The sequence below is a fragment of the Erythrobacter sp. HI0063 genome (assembly GCF_001635685.1).
Taxonomy (GTDB): domain Bacteria; phylum Pseudomonadota; class Alphaproteobacteria; order Sphingomonadales; family Sphingomonadaceae; genus Qipengyuania.
The window spans coordinates 1-13,150 of sequence record NZ_LWFF01000338.1; the positions used below are offsets into that span (position 1 = coordinate 1).

The following is a 13,150-nucleotide window of genomic DNA, read 5'->3' on the forward strand; positions in this document are numbered from 1 at the left end:
CCCGCCGTTCACCGCGGATGCGTTGGAATCGGGCGAGATCGACGGATCCTGCGTCGGGGAGCCGTGGAACTCGGTCGCCGTGGATCGCGGCGCGGGGCGGATCGTGCTGGCGACCGCGCAAATCTGGCGGCGGGGCGTGGAAAAGGTTCTCGCGGTCAAGGAAGCGCGCCTTGCGGAACGCGCGGAGGCGGTGGAGGGGCTGATTCGCGCCATGCGGCAGGCGGGCAAATGGTTCGTCGATCCCGCGAACCGGTGCAGCGCAGCCGCCATTCTCGCCCGCCCGGAATATCTGGATGGTTCGGCCCAGGTGATCGGTCGGGCCATCGCGGATCAGATCGTGCTGAAGGCCGGGGCGGCTGCCAGCCCCTATCCGGATTTCATGTTCCAATATAACGAAGCGGCGAATTTCCCGTGGATCAGCCAGGCTAAATGGTTGTATTCCCAGTTTATTCTCTGGGAGGGCAAGCCATTTGACGATGCCGATGCGGAGCGCGCCGGGCGTGTCTTTCGCCCGGACATCTATCGCAAGGCTCTGCGCGGGACCGGAGACTTGCTGCCCGGCGCAAGCTCAAAGGTCGAAGGCAGCATCGACGGCCCCCTCGCTGTGGGCGCCGAGCAAGGCGAGATTACGTTGAGCTCCAATCGCTTCTTTGATGGTCGCATCTTCGATCCCGATGCGATCGAAGACTATGTCGCAAGCCAGCGATGAGACTGCGCACCGCCTCATGCAGTGTAGGATCGGCAGATATCGCGACCCCCTTTGGTCCAGAGGATTAGATTGATCCACTGGTCAGCGCATGAAGATGCCCTGCAAGTGGGGCGGTACACTACTCGGTTCTGATCCGCGCTTGTGTAGCGATCAGGTCGGCTGTGTGTCGATATCGGTGAAGGGATCTGCATCTCGCGTGTCCCACTCCATCCGCTGCTCCGATAGGGCCGAGATTTTTCTGCGGATCGACTGGAACGGGCATGTCCGTTTCGGGAGCCTGCATCCGGTCTCGTACGGCAAGAGCAACCGGGCCGCCAAAGGATGCGGTCCTGGCAATGGCTCGATCCAGAAGTGTTTGCGCGCCTAGCGCCTGTTGTCGCTTGTCCGCGCCAAGGCGTTTTTGCGTCTCCGCCGCACGCGATGATGGTCGCAAATTCCAGCATGATACCGTTCGAGGTTTGTTGTCTGGAGGTGCATCTGACCAGTTGGCCTCGCGAATAAGGGCCAACGATTGCGGTCTATTGCATCGCACAATCGAATCGCATATGAACTCCTCGCTCCGACGCGTACCCAAGGGCGGGTTCATTCAAGGGTCGGGGCTAAGACTCCGAAAATGCGTGGCAACGGCGCCGCTTCGACCGATCTGGTCGCAGCGGCTTTTTTGTATGCGCGAGGGAAACGAAAACCCGACGGAGTGACGGGAGGGGCTGTCTAGAGGCCGAGCAATCGGGAGGCAGTTCGATGAAGAAGAGCTTGGTAAGCCTGATGGGGGTGGCGATCGGATCGGCCGCCAGCCCCGCCTTCGCGCAGGAAGGGCCATTCGCGCCGATCGAGGTTGCAGACGGGGTCACGCTCGACCCGATCGTGGCCGCACGGCTGCGTTACGAGACTGTCGATCAGGACAATGGGCTGAAGGATGCGGACGCGCTGACCGCCCGCCTCCGCGCCGGTGTGGAGATCAAGGCGGGGATCGTGTCCCTGCTTGCCGAAACGGAAGGCACGCTGGCCCTGGCGGCCGATTACAACGACACGCTGCCGTTCAACGGTGTCGAACCCTTTCCGGTTGTTGCCGACCCGGAGAACTTCGAGCTTAACCGTCTGCAGGTCGCTGTGATGGATGGGGGAACGGGCGCGACGATCGGACGCCAACGTATCATCCTCGATGATGCGCGCTTCGTGGGCAATGTCGGCTGGCGGCAGAACGAGCAGACCTTCGATGCCGTCCGCGGCCAGGCGCATATCGGTCCGGTGGCGCTCGATGCGACCTATGCGATCAGCCAGCGCACGATCTTCGGCGTCGACAGCCCGAACGAGCATTTCGATGGCGACTTCGTTTTCCTGACTGGCGGCTTCGAAATCGCGGGCGTGGATGCAAAGGCCTTCGCCTACCTCATCGACTACGATGACCGGATCGCATTTTCCAGCCAGACCTACGGTTTGCGCGCCAATGCCGATCTCGATCTGCCCGGTCTGTTCGCGTTGAAAGTGGAAGCAAGTGTCGCGACCCAGTCGGACTATGGAGCAAATCCGACGGACTATTCGGCGCCCTATTACAGCGTGAAGCTGGGCGCGACCGTTGGCGGGTTCGGTCTCACCACGGGATACGAGGAGCTGGGTAGCGATGGCGGCGTCGCGGCATTCCAGACGCCGATGGCTACGCTTCATGCGTTCAACGGTTGGGCGGACGTATTTCTGACCACGCCGGCCTTCGGAGTGCGCGACTATCACGTGACAGTGGGGCGCAGCTTCGATGGCATTCGCCTGCTGCCCGGCCTCAACGCGAACGTCACCTATCACCAGTTCGACAGCGATGCGGGCAGCCTCGATCTCGGCTCCGAATGGGATGCCGCGTTGGGACTCAAGGCCGGACCGGTCTCGCTGTTGATGAAATACGCCAATTACGACGCGAACGCCTTCGCCGTCGATACCGAAAAGCTGTGGCTCCAAGCCGAAATCTCGTTCTGATATCGGGGGGAATAGATCATGTCGACTTCGTTCAATCTGTTTTCATTCACCGGAAAAATGCGAACCTTGCATCTCACCTGGTTCGCGTTCTTCCTCACTTTCGTGGTGTGGTTCAATCTCGCGCCGATGCTGCAGTCGATCCAGGAGAGCCTGGGGTTGACCAAGGATCAGGTCACGACCCTGCTGATCCTCAACGTCGCGCTGACCATTCCGGCGCGCATCGTGATCGGAATGCTGACCGACCTCTACGGCCCGCGGCGGGTCTATTCCGCGCTGCTGATCGGCGCCTCGATACCCTGTTTTGTCTTTGCGATGGCGGAAAGCTTCGTCCAGTTGGCGCTGGCCCGCTTCGCACTGGGCTTTATCGGGGCGGGGTTCGTGATTGGCATCCGCATGGTGTCCGAATGGTTTCCTGCCAACGAGCTGGGCACGGCGGAGGGCATCTATGGCGGCTGGGGCAATTTCGGCTCCGCTGCGGCGGCTTTCACCCTGCCGACGATCGCGCTGTGGTTCGGCGGCGACGATGGCTGGCGCTGGGCGATCGGGCTGACGGGCGCGATGTCGCTGTTCTATGGCTTCCTCTACTACGCCAGCGCTCGCGACGTGCCCGAAGGTTCCAAGTACTTCAAGCCACGCAACGCGACAGCGATGGAAGTCACCTCCAAGGGCGATCTGTGGCTGCTGCTTGTAATGAAGGTGCCGCTTTATCTCGCACTGGGTGCTCTCGCCTGGCGGCTGACGAATGTCGATATTTTCACCGAAAGCACCGCACTGGCCGTCTATGCCGGGCTGGTGGTGCTTTATGCCTATGACGCGATGCTGGCCGTGCGTGCCAATCGCAGCGTCTTCACCAGTGAGGTGCCGGAGTTTCAACGCTACAAATTCAAGCAGGTGGCGATCCTGAACATCCTCTATTTCGCCACGTTCGGATCGGAGCTGGCGGTGGTTTCCATGCTGCCGCTGTTCTTTGCCGACACTTTCGGCCTCTCGGCGGTGGTCGCCGGGATGGTCGCTTCGGCCTATGCCTTCATGAATCTGATGTCGCGGCCCGGCGGCGGGCTGCTGTCCGACCGGTTCGGGCGCAAATCCGTGCTGCTGATCCTGACCGGCGGGCTGGCGGTGGGCTATGCGCTGATGGGGATTGTCGATTCTAGCTGGCCGGTGTGGCTGGCAGTGGTTGCAGCGATGGTCTGTTCCTTCTTCGTCCAGGCGGGCGAGGGGGCGGTGTTCGCCGTGGTGCCGCTGATCAAGCGATCACTGACCGGGCAGATCGCCGGGATGACAGGCGCTTACGGCAATGTCGGCGCGGTGATCTATCTGATCGTCTATTCGGTGGTCGATACCTCGACCTTCTTCATGGTGATTGCCGGGACAGCCGTAATCGGCTTCATCTCGCTGCTGCTGCTTGAAGAACCGACTGGCGAAATTGCCGAGGTCGACGAGGACGGTAGCGTCACGATGATCCAGGTTGGGCGCGCGGCGGGCGCGCCGCAGACGGCCTGAACGGTGCGTAAGCGAGGGGAGTGGGTTCTTGCCAACAACCGACAAGGGAACTGTGCAGGAACAGCTCCCCTCCAACGCACTGAAGGCCGCGATGGGCGGCCACAGCGCTGCCGGGCGCAAAGCGCGCAACGATGATGCCATCGTCGGCAAGGTACCGGATGATACCTATGAGCGGCACTTGCGGGGCGTGGTTGCCTGCATCGCCGATGGTCTCTCGAGCGCGCGTAACGCCGATCGCGCGGCGCAGCTGGCAGTGCTGCAATTCACCCGCGATTTCTACGATGCGCCGGAAAGCTGGACGGTGCAAAATTGCGCATCTCGCCTGCTCGGCTCGCTCAACAGCTGGTTTCATTCGCAGAACCGCAGCGGGATTGCGGATAACGAAGGCTTCGCCACCACGTTTACCGCGTTGATCCTGCGCTCCACCACGGCGCATATCGTCCATGTCGGGGACACACGCTGTTACCGCCTGCGCGACGGACGGCTTAAGCTGCTGACCGAGGATCATAGCGCGCCCTATCTCGGCCAGTCGGAAGTGCTGACTCGCGCGCTGGGTATCGATGCCGATATCAAGGTCGATTACAGGCAGGAGCCTGCGCGCGAGGGCGATCTGTTCCTGCTGACCAGCGATGGCATCCACGGCTCGCTCAGCGCGGAAGACATGGCCTCCATCCTCGGCGGGGTCACCCCCGGCAGCCGCGCCGAACTCGAAGCGGCATCGCGCGCGCTGTGCGATGCGGCGCTGGCGGCGGGGAGCGCGGACAATGTCTCCTGCCTGACGGTGCTGGTCGAGGCGCTGCCGTCCGAAACCCTGTCGGAAGCGCATAGCCGCCTGACGCGCCGCACCATTCCGCCGGCCATGGAGGTCGGTAACAGGTTAGACGGGTGGCGCGTGGCCGAAGTGCTGCATGCCTCGACGCGCAGCCATGTCTATCTGGTCGAACGGCCCAAGCGCGAGGGGCGCTATGTGCTCAAGGCCCCATCGGCCAATTTCGCGGACGACCTGCGCTATCTGGAGGGCTTCGCGGTCGAACAATGGGTAGGCCGCCGCATTCGCAATCGGCAGGTCATGCGGATCCTGCCGGGCGAGGACAGCCGCTTCCTCTATTTCGTCGCCGAATATGTCGAGGGGGCCACGCTGCGCCAGTGGATGGCGGACCATCCCGAACCCGCGCTCGACGAGATATTGCCGCTGGTGCGCTCGATCGTACCGGCGGCGCGCGTGTTCCATCGCATGAATATCGTCCATCGCGATCTAAAGCCGGAAAACATCATGATATCCGCCGATGGCACGGCGAAGATCATCGATTTCGGCTCCGCCCAGGTGACCGGATTTGCCGATCTGCGCAGCGAGCCGATCGCAGACTGGCCCGAAGGCTCGCTCAATTACATCGCGCCCGAATTGCTGACCGGTGGCGAGGCGAAACCGCTCTCCGACCTGTTTTCCATCGCCGCCATCACCTGGGAGATGCTGACCGGGCAATTGCCCTTCGCCCGTGAGGGCGCGGCGCGCATCTCGATTAGCGAGGAGGATCGGCTTCGTGGGGTCTTCGACCGGCTCCGCCCCGATTTGCCCCCGGCGGTCGAGCAGGTCCTCCAGCGCGCCCTGTCGCACGATCCGGCGAAGCGGCCACAGGCGATGTCTGAATTCGTCGGCGCGCTGGCGCGCGCGGGCGAGAGTGCGGCACTGATGCGGACCGAGTTCGTCCCCCTGATCGAGCGTGGATCGAAGACAATGTGGCGCAATTGGGCATTGATCGCGACGCTTGCCGCTCTGGTGCTGGCGGTAGCGTTATTCGGCCGGCTCGTTTGAGAGCATGGCAGCGAGGATCTGTCCAAGCTCCGCCTTGCACGATCCGCAATTCGTCCCCGCCGATGTCGCGCCGCCGATCTGTTCGACGCTGGTCAGCCCATCGCTCTCGATCGCGCGGCATATGGTGTTGCGCCCGATGGAAAAGCACGAACACACCACCGGGCCGGGATCGGGCATGTCTCCGCGCGATTGCCCGGCAAGCGCCCATACCGCATCGCTGCCCGGCAGCCCGACGAGGAAATCGCGCATGAGCGATACGGGCTTGCGGCCAAGGTAGATCGCGGCGAGTAGCGTTTCGTTTTCGAAGAACGCCATGCGGAAGCTGCCACGGGCTTCGTCAACCACCACCTGGGCAGAGACATCGGGTAGGCCGAACAGCGCGCGCGCCCAACTTTCCGGATCGAGTGGCCTCTCAATCCCGGCCAGCTCCGCTCGCCAGCCCGCAGTCGTGCGCGCCATCGCCCAATATTCGCAGGTCGGAGAAAAGCGGTCCTGCGCGATGGCGAAGCCGTACCAGCCCGCCGCGAACCGTTCCGCCCGCACGCTGGCCGCCTTGCTTTCCGGCTGGCCGGACAGGGGATCGGTTACGGAAGGGACCAGCGCGTCGATGCGCGATGCGGGCGCGTTCTGTCCCGTCCAGTGCATCGGCGCGAACAGCGTGCCGGGCTGCACTTCGCTGCTTTCGCGCAGCCGCAGGATCGCGCTACCGCAGGCATTGCTCAGCCGCACCAGATCGGCAGGCTTCAAGTGCAGGCGCGCGGCATCTTCGGGATGCATGTCGACTAAGGGTTCGGGCAGATGCGCGGAAAGGCGCGGCGACAGCGCGGTGCGCGTCATCGTGTGCCATTGATCCCGCAGCCGCCCGGTGTTGAGCCGGAAGGGCAGCTTGCGGGTGAGCTCGGCCTGGGGTGCGCGGTGTTGGACAGGGACGATCCGCGCGCGCTTGTCGGCGTGGTAGAATTGCCCGTCGGCGAAGAATCGCCCGCCACGCTTGGCAGGCGATTGGGGCCAGCGTTGCGGAGGCATCGCGTCATATGCCGCTGAACCTTTGCCCGCCATCTCCGAAATGTCGAAGTCCAGCGCGAATTTGCCCGCGATCGCGGAGAGCCGCGCATATTCATCGAAGATTTGCACCGGACCCTCCCATCCGAAAGCCTCCTGCCAGCCCATGCGGCGGCCCACTTCGGCCATGATCGCCCAGTCGGGCTGCGCTTCGCCGGGGGCGGGCAAAGCGGCGCGCTGGCGGCTGATCGTGCGGTCCGAATTGGTGACCGTGCCCGATTTCTCGGCCCAGGCGGCGGCGGGCAAGAAGACATCGGCCAGCCGCGCCGTATCGGTGCGCGTGGTGATGTCGGAGACGACCACGAAGGGACAACCGGCGATGGCGCGGCGCACACGGTCGGCATCGGGCATGGTCACGGCGGGATTGGAATGGACGATCCACAGTGCCTTGATGCGGCCATCGGCGACCGCATCGAACATCTCGACTGCCTTGAGGCCGTTCTTGTTCGGCAGGCCGGGCGAGTTCCAGAAGGTTCCAACTGCCTCGCGGTGCTCGTCGTCTGTCACATCCATGTGGCAGGCGAGCATATTCGCCAGCCCGCCGACCTCGCGCCCGCCCATGGCATTGGGCTGACCGGTCACGGAAAACGGACCCGTGCCGGGCCTGCCGATCCTGCCGGTGACGAGATGGCAATTGATGATCGCATTGACCTTGTCCGTCCCGGCGGAGGACTGGTTCACGCCCTGGCTGTAAACGGTGACGGTCTTGTCTGTGCCGATCCACAAATCGTAGAACGCGGCAAGCTGATCGGCGTCGAGGCCGGTCACACCCGGATCGTCGCTTCCGGCAGCCTCCAACGCATCGTCCAGACCGCTGGTATGCGCGGCGACATAGTCCGTCTCGACCGCGCCGCGCCGGGCGATTTCTGCCAGCAAGCCGTTGAACAGCGCAACATCGCTGCCGATCGCCAGCGGCAGGTGAAGGTCGGCTTCCGCGCAAGTCGCCGTGCGGCGCGGATCGACAACGACCAGCTTCATCTCCGGCCGCGTCAGTCGGGCCGCAACGATGCGCTGGTAGAGAACCGGATGGCACCAAGCGAGGTTGGATCCGACCAAGACCACCAGGTCGGCCTCTTCCAGATCCTCGTAGATGCCGGGCACTGTGTCGGTGCCGAAGGCCCGTTTGTGCCCTGCCACGGAAGAGGCCATGCACAGCCGCGAGTTCGTGTCGATATTGGCGCTGCCGATGAAGCCCTTCATCAGCTTGTTGGCGACGTAATAGTCCTCGGTCAGCAATTGGCCGGAGACGTAGAACGCCGTCGCATCGGGGCCATGTTCTTCGCGCACGCGCTTGAATTCGCCGGCGACGAGGTTCAGCGCCTCGTCCCAATCGGAATCCCGCCCACCGATTTGTGGGACTAGCTGGCGCTCCGCCAACCCCACCGTTTCTCCCAGCGCGGATCCCTTCGAACAGAGCCGTCCGCGATTGTTCGGGTGATCGGGGTCCCCCCGCACGGTCAATCCGCCCTTGCCATCGGGTTTCAGCAGAACGCCGCAGCCGACCCCGCAATAGGGGCAGGTCGATCGAACCTCACCGGGTTCGACAGCCGGCATCATGCCGCCGCTTTTTCTGCCAACGCGCTCACATCCAGCAGCACGCGTCCCGCTTCGATCTTAACCGGATAGGTGGCAATCGCCCCCTCGTCCGCGCCCTGCGCCTCGCCGGTCTCGAGCGAATAGGTCCAGCTGTGCAGCGGGCAGGTGACCTTGCGGCCATGCACGATGCCTTCGGCCAGCGGGCCCTGCTTGTGCGCGCAGGTGTTGGAGGTTGCGAACACCTCTTCCTCGCCGGTGCGGAACACGGCGATGCAGCCCTTCGTCGTCTTCACCCGCCGCGCACCGCGCAGGGGGATGTCGGCCAGGGTGCCGATATCGGTCCAGATCATTCGGCAGGCTCCATGGTCAGATCGGCAATCGGCTGGAATTTCTCCGCTTCGGGCTCGCTCGTATGCTCGGCCCACGGATCCTTGCGATAGACCGATTGCGAGATTTCGAAGCGTTCGTTGAGCGCCGCACGCTCTGCAGAGTCGGAGAGGACTTCTTTCACCCATTCGAGCCCGACCTTGTCGACCCATTTGTAAGGCCGGTCGAGATATCTGGCGTGCTCGCGATAGAGCTGAACGAAGGCGGCGGTCCATTCGATCGCCTCCTCCTCGCTCGCGACATCGACCAGCCGCTGCGTCTCGCGCACATCCATTCCCGCCGCGCCTGCGACGCCGATCTGGTAGCCGGAATCGACGCAGACCACGCCGACATCCTTGCACGTCGCCTCGGCGCAATTGCGCGGGCAGCCGGACACGCCCAGCTTGACCTTGTGCGGGGTCCACGATCCCCACAGCTTCTTTTCCAGCTTGATGCCGAGGCCGGTGGAATCCTGCGTGCCGAAGCGGCACCAGTCCGTGCCCACACAGGTTTTCACCGTGCGCAGCCCTTTGGAATAGGCGTGACCCGAAACCATCCCGGCGGCGTTGAGATCGGCCCAGATGGCGGGCAGGTCTTCCTTCTTCACGCCCAGCAGATCGATCCGCTGGCCGCCGGTGACTTTGACCGCAGCCTCGTATTTCTTCGCCGCCGCGGCGATGGCCAGCAGCTCGTCCGCCGTGGTCATCCCGCCCCACATGCGCGGCATGACGGAATAGGTGCCGTCCTTCTGGATGTTGGCGTGATTGCGCTCGTTGACGAAGCGCGACTGCGCGTCGTCCTGATAATCGAGCGGCCATTCGGCGAGGAGGTAGAAGTTGATCGCCGGGCGGCAAGTCGGGCAGCCATTGACCGTCTTCCACGCCAATTCTTGCCACACGGCGGGCTGGGTCCGCAGCTCGCGTGCTTTGATCAGGCGGCGCACATCCTCGTGCGTCAGATCGGTGCAACCGCAGACCGGCTTCGCCCCGCCCGCATCGAAACTGTCGCCCAGAGTCACGGCCAGCAATTGTTCGACCAGCCCGGTACATGTGCCGCAGCTGGCAGAGGCCTTGGTCTGCGCGCGAAGGGCGTCGAGCGTATCCGCTCCCGCTCCGATGGCGTCCACGATCTGTCCCTTGCATACGCCGTTGCAGCCGCAGATCTCCGCTTCAGGCGGCAATGCTGCAACGGCTGCCAGAGGGTCCGCACCGGCAGCGCCACCCCCCTGGAATGCCGGGCCATAGATCAGCGTGTCGCGAATCTCCTCGATATCGGTCTGGTCCTTGATCAGGCCGAAGAACCAGTTGCCGTCCGCCGTGTCGCCATACATTACCGCGCCGATCAGCCGGTCGTCCTCGATCACCAGCCGCTTGTAGATGCCGCGCGCCGGATCGCGGAACACGATATCCTCGCGCCCCTCTCGTTCCGCGAAATCTCCTGCGCTGAAGAGGTCGCAGCCGGTGACTTTCAGCTTGGTCGACAATTCGCGCATGGCGAAGGCATCGTCCTCGCCCAGCAGCGTCTTCGCCAGCACCCGCGCCTGATCGTAAAGCGGGGCAACAAGGCCGAACAGATTGCCTTCGAACTCCACGCATTCGCCGACCGCGAAGATATCGGGATCGCTGGTGCGCATCTGCGCATCGACCGTAATCGCCTTGCCGCATGTCAGCCCGGCATCCGCGCCGACCTGCCCGGCAGGCCGGATGCCCACTGCCATGCAAACGATGTCCGCATCGAGCACCGTGCCATCCTCCAGCACCACCCGTTCCACCTTGCCCTGGCCCTCGATCGCCTTGGTCGAGGCCTTGAGCAGCACCTCTATGCCGCGCTTTTCCAGATCCTTCTTGAGCAGATAGCCCGCCGCCTCGTCGAGCTGGCGCTCCATCAGGTGGCCCATCAGATGCAACACGGTCACATCCATGCCGCGCAGGCGCAGGCCCGCCGCCGCTTCCAGCCCTAGCAGCCCCCCGCCGATCACCACCGCTTTCGCGCCGGGCCGGGCCGATGCCTCGATCATGGCATTGGTGTCTTCCAGGTCGCGATAGGCGACCACGCCTGGCAGATCGTGTCCCGGCAACGGAATGATGAAGGGAGCGGAACCGGTCGCGATAATCAGTCTGTCGTAAGGGACTTCGCCCCTTTCCCCGACCACGACCTTGCGGCTGCGGTCGATCGCGACGACCTTTTCGCCAAAGCGGCAGGTGACGCCATGTTCGGCATACCAGGCATCGTCGTGGGTGACGATTTCATCGAAGGCTTTCTCGCCCGACAGCACGGGGGAGAGCATGATGCGGTTGTAATTGCCGCGCGGCTCGGCGTTGAACAACGTGACCTCGAATGGCGCGCCAGCTTCGAACAGATGCTCCAGCACCCGTCCCGAGGCCATGCCTGCGCCGATGACGACCAGTCTTTCCATGCCTTGCGCTCCCTTACAGATACCAGGCGGTGATGAAGGCGAGGTCTTCGCCGCGATAAACCGGCAGGGCGACCATGCTGCGATAGCCGGCCGGAAGCCCTGTTCCGTTGCCGACGATGTGCGGAAGGCCGGAGCCAAGCACCTGCCCGACCGGCCCCTGCCAGGCCCCGACGGTGACGATATCGACCGGCGGATTCTGCTTGGGCCATAAAGGACCCTCGCGTTCGCAAATGCCGTCGATCAGCATGGCCGCCCGGCGCGGGCCGACCCGTTCGGGACGGGCGTCCCAGATTTCGAACCGACGGGCGAGCGGGGTCTGCGATCCCGAAAGCAGCGTCACGATCCAGGTCCGATCGTCGGGAGACGGAACGGGAATGCCCAGCCCCGTCTTGAGGCCCGCTTCGCTCGCGCTCTGTCCCCGGACGAAACCGTGATGCGATCCGATGGCGCGCATCAGCACTGGCATTTCAGCGGACCAGACGCCGCCCGGAAGCCCTTGGCCCGGCGCGAAGGCGACGGTCTGCGAGACTTCTTCGAATGCCTGCGCAGCGCCATAATAGCCCGCATCCAGACGCAGGCGATCGCCAGCTTCTGCCCACAGTTCGATCGCGCCGAGCTGTTCATCCGCATCGCCGCAGAAGACGACCGCCACCGCTTTCAGCGTCGTTTCGGAAAAGACGGGGATGGCAACCGCGCAGGTCAGCCCTGCCTCGGTAGCAGCCTGCGCGCGCAGGAAATAGGAGCCGTCGAATTCCTTCAGCACGACGGGGCGACCTTCCGCCCAGGCCTTGCCGGGCAATCCTTCGCCATGCGCGAAAACGGTCTGCGCGGAGGTTTTCGCGAAGGCATCCAGCGCGCCGTAATTGCCGCCGCCCGACTTGAGCACATCGCCATCGGGCAGCCAGATCTCGGCGGCCTTGATGAAGGAGGATGGGTCGCGGCTCGCCATAATATCACTCTCCGGCATGGGCGACCTCTCGTGCAGGCATCGCGCGCGCAACAGCCGCGCCGTGCAGCGCCTCGCCGATCAGGATCACCGCAGGCCCGTCACCCAGCGCGGATTTTGCGGCCAGCGGCAGCAGGTCCAGCCGGGTGACGAAGCTTCGCCGGACGGGCAGGCTGGCATTTTCCATCAGCGCGACGGTCGTATCGGGCGCGAGTCCGGCTTCGATCAGGCCCGAGGATATATGCGCGGCTGCGGCCTTGCCCATATAGACAGCCAGCGTGGCCTGCGGATCGGCCAGCGCGGCCCAGTCCACGTCCGGCACAGCCCCCTTGCTGGTATGCGCGGTGACGAAGGTCAGCCGCCTGGCAAGCCCGCGCGAGGTCAGGGACAGGCCCAGATCGGCTGCAGCGGCGCTGGCGGCGGTGACGCCAGGGCAGATCGACACCGGAATGCCCGCCGCACGGCACGCTTCCAGTTCTTCGTTCGCCCGCCCGAAGATCGACGGATCACCGCCCTTCAACCGCACGACCCGCTTGCGCGCCCGTGCCGCATCCACGATCAGCGCATCGATGGTACGCTGGTCCCGCGAATGTCGGCCCGCCCGTTTGCCGACCGACACGTATTCGGCTTCCGGCCCGATCAGGTCCAGCACACCGGGCCCGACCAGTGCATCGTAGAAGACGATATCCGCACGCCGCAGCAGCCGCTCCGCCTTTCTGGTCAGCAAATCCGGATCGCCGGGTCCCGCCCCTACGAGCCACACTGTGCCGGGAGCGAATTTCCGATCGCCACTCCTCACCGCCGCAACCTTGCATCAAGGGTCGGTCCCGACGG

General features: G+C 64.2%; 9 protein-coding genes. 4 read left to right on the top strand and 5 right to left on the bottom strand.

Annotated features, from left to right (window positions below; genetic code table 11):
* The 4 genes from A3736_RS14905 to A3736_RS14920 form a co-directional block, all read left to right on the top strand.
* A partial coding sequence (locus A3736_RS14905; protein WP_197465626.1) for an ABC transporter substrate-binding protein occupies nucleotides 1-709 on the top strand: 709 nt, incomplete at its 5' end.
* Nucleotides 710-1,450: 741 nt separating this feature from the next.
* On the top strand, nucleotides 1,451-2,674 hold the full coding sequence (locus A3736_RS14910) for an alginate export family protein (RefSeq protein ID WP_067684583.1): 1,224 nt from the start codon (nucleotides 1,451-1,453) through the stop codon (nucleotides 2,672-2,674).
* An 18-nt stretch (nucleotides 2,675-2,692) separates the two neighbouring features.
* A complete protein-coding gene (locus A3736_RS14915) occupies nucleotides 2,693-4,177 on the top strand; it encodes a NarK family nitrate/nitrite MFS transporter (RefSeq protein ID WP_067684585.1) in 1,485 nt (494 codons plus the stop codon).
* Between the two features lie 28 nt (nucleotides 4,178-4,205).
* Nucleotides 4,206-5,990, top strand: a complete 1,785-nt coding sequence (locus A3736_RS14920) for a bifunctional protein-serine/threonine kinase/phosphatase (RefSeq protein ID WP_156502160.1) — start codon at nucleotides 4,206-4,208, stop codon at nucleotides 5,988-5,990.
* On the opposite strand, the gene A3736_RS14925 is transcribed toward A3736_RS14920, so the two are convergent.
* Genes A3736_RS14925 through cobA form a run of 5 tightly spaced genes read right to left on the bottom strand, consistent with a single transcriptional unit; the run spans nucleotide 5,970 to nucleotide 13,115 of the window.
* On the bottom strand, nucleotides 5,970-8,609 hold the full coding sequence (locus A3736_RS14925) for a nitrate reductase (RefSeq protein ID WP_233999420.1): 2,640 nt from the start codon (nucleotides 8,607-8,609) through the stop codon (nucleotides 5,970-5,972). The genes A3736_RS14920 and A3736_RS14925 overlap by 21 nt on opposite strands.
* Complete coding sequence (nirD, locus tag A3736_RS14930; protein WP_067684587.1) at nucleotides 8,606-8,938, bottom strand: nitrite reductase small subunit NirD; 333 nt, start codon at nucleotides 8,936-8,938, stop codon at nucleotides 8,606-8,608. Before nirD ends, A3736_RS14925 begins: the two co-directional genes overlap by 4 nt.
* Nucleotides 8,935-11,370, bottom strand: a complete 2,436-nt coding sequence (gene nirB / locus A3736_RS14935; RefSeq protein WP_067684589.1) for a nitrite reductase large subunit NirB — start codon at nucleotides 11,368-11,370, stop codon at nucleotides 8,935-8,937. The genes nirD and nirB overlap by 4 nt, the downstream gene beginning before the upstream one ends.
* Before the next feature lie 13 nt (nucleotides 11,371-11,383).
* Nucleotides 11,384-12,319: a GAF domain-containing protein gene (locus A3736_RS14940; protein WP_067684591.1), complete on the bottom strand. Its 936-nt coding sequence runs from the start codon at nucleotides 12,317-12,319 to the stop codon at nucleotides 11,384-11,386.
* Nucleotides 12,320-12,323: 4 nt separating this feature from the next.
* Nucleotides 12,324-13,115: a uroporphyrinogen-III C-methyltransferase gene (gene cobA, locus A3736_RS14945; protein WP_067684593.1), complete on the bottom strand. Its 792-nt coding sequence runs from the start codon at nucleotides 13,113-13,115 to the stop codon at nucleotides 12,324-12,326.
* Between the last annotated feature and the right edge of the window lie 35 nt (nucleotides 13,116-13,150).